This window comes from Nonomuraea sp. SBT364, assembly GCF_001083785.1.
In the GTDB taxonomy this organism is placed as follows: domain Bacteria; phylum Actinomycetota; class Actinomycetes; order Streptosporangiales; family Streptosporangiaceae; genus Nonomuraea.
In genome coordinates this window covers 1-1,946 of sequence record NZ_LAVL01000334.1, presented here as the reverse complement: position 1 = coordinate 1,946, position 1,946 = coordinate 1, and the positions used below count along the sequence as shown (strand labels likewise).

The window sequence follows — 1,946 nt, the reverse complement described above, 5'->3', positions numbered from 1 at the left end:
GGCGTGGGGGTCGGGGTGCCGGGGCCGCCGCCGCCGATCTGCAGATCGATGCAGGCGTAGAAGGCCATGGCGGTGTCGGCGATGTTCCAGATGGCCAGGACCTTCTGGCGGCCGCTGAAGCCGCCCAGGTTCACGGTGTGTGAGACCGAGGCCGGAGGCCGCCGGCCGCCGTCGTTGAAGACGGCCACCCGGGTGCCGCCGATGTAGTACTCCCACGTGCTGGTCGCGTGCTGGACGGTGAGCCGCCAGTTGAAGTTGACGGTGCTGCCCACCGAGGTGACGGGCCACGGCTTGCTCTCGTCGCTGAGCTGGGCGAACCGCCCGACGCCGCCGTGACAGTTGCGCTGGCCCTTGGGGCCTTCGACGCTCTGCGGCTCGTAGATGATGTCGCCGCAGTTGGGCACGCGCCCCTGGGCGCAGTGCGCCTGGCGGCTGGGCGGTGAGTTGACGTAGCCGTGCGCCAGGGCGGGTGAGGTGTTGAAGACCGCCGTGGCGACCGTGATCGCCACGACGGAGAGTAACGTGAGCAACCTTCTCATGTAGCGGGCTCCTCTACTTGGGGGGATGGCCCAAATGTAAAGGAAAGTTTCCTAACGGTAAACCGTTACGTGACTGTTGCTTGAAATGTCTGTCAGCGCGTCACGATGAAGTCCATCGCGTCACGCGGCGCCCGGTCACGCGGCGGCGCGGCCGCGTGCCCCACCGCGACGCAGCCCATCGGATCCCAGTCCCGCGGCAGATCGAGCACCTCGCGCACCACCGGCCGGCAGAACATCGTCGACGACACCCACGCCGAGCCCAGGCCCTCGACGGCGAGCTGGACGAGGAAGTTCTCCACGCCCGCGCCCATCGCCACCACGAACATCTCCCGCTCCGAGGCGTTGCGCCGATCGTCGCGGTAGGTGTGCGAACCATCCATCACCAGGCAGGGCACCACCAGATAAGGCGCGTTGCGCAGCACGTCACCCCGCCTGATCCGCTTGGCGATCGACTGCTCGGTGAAGCCGTCGCCGCGCAGGTCGGCGATCCACGCCTCGCGCATCGCGTCGACCAGCCGCAACCTCGTCGCGGCCGACTCCACCAGCACGAACCGCCACGGCGTCGTGTGATGCGGCGCCGGCGCGGCGATCCCCGCCGCCACCGCCCGCCGCACCGCCTGCGGATCCACCGGCCGGTCGGCGAACTCCCGGATGGTACGGCGCGCGAACACCACGTCGCGCGACCCGTGCCGGAACAGGTCCTCGTCGGCCGGGCGGACCAGCGGCCGCACCCCCGGCCCGTCGTCCTGCGTCACCAGATGGCCCAGCCCGCGCACGATGGCCACCGGGACGCCGTCGAGCTTGCCCTTCACCAGCTCGGCCGCGGCGGCGATCTCGTCGACCAGGGCGGTCAGGGTGGCGCTCAGCGGGTTGCCGTACGCGTCACGCGAGCCCCGGAAGTCGGCCGTCGTGACCACGCCCGCCGACCCGATGGCCACGTCGGTCAGCCCGTGCCGCCACGGCCGGCCGAACGTGTCGGACACGATCACCCCGACCTTGCCGCCGAGCCCGGCCCTGATCCGCCGCGCCGACGCGTCCGGGTCCTCGGGCAGCAGCAGGACCGTCCCGGGGTCGGTGTTGGAGGCGTCGACCCCGGCGGCGGCCATCACGAAGCCGTGGCGGGTCTGCGCGATCACCGTGTCGCCGCGCCTGGCGACGACCCGCTCCGTCTCGTCCTCGATCGCCTTCGCCCGGTCCGGTGCCTCCCGGACCCTTCCCTCGGCCTTGCTCACGATCTTCGAGGTGACGACGACGATGTCCCCGTCGCGCACGTCCGGCACGAGCGCGGCGATGTCGTCGCCGGCCCGCACCTCGCCGATCCCCAGCACCGGCACCACCTCGAACCCCCCGGCAGTGGGGGCTTCCTCTGAAGGACGTCCGCCCGCGGCGGTGGGGGAGGGCGGGTTG

General features: G+C 71.5%; 2 protein-coding genes. Both read right to left on the bottom strand.

Going from position 1 to position 1,946, the window contains the following annotated elements; genetic code table 11:
* Positions 1-539, bottom strand: a 539-nt coding sequence (locus ADY59_RS47160; protein ID WP_049577873.1) for a lytic polysaccharide monooxygenase auxiliary activity family 9 protein, incomplete at its 3' end; no start/stop codon positions are given.
* A gap of 92 nt (positions 540-631) precedes the next feature.
* On the bottom strand, positions 632-1,876 hold the full coding sequence (locus tag ADY59_RS47155; protein WP_049577870.1) for a coenzyme F420-0:L-glutamate ligase: 1,245 nt from the start codon (positions 1,874-1,876) through the stop codon (positions 632-634).
* Positions 1,877-1,946 lie beyond the last annotated feature (70 nt).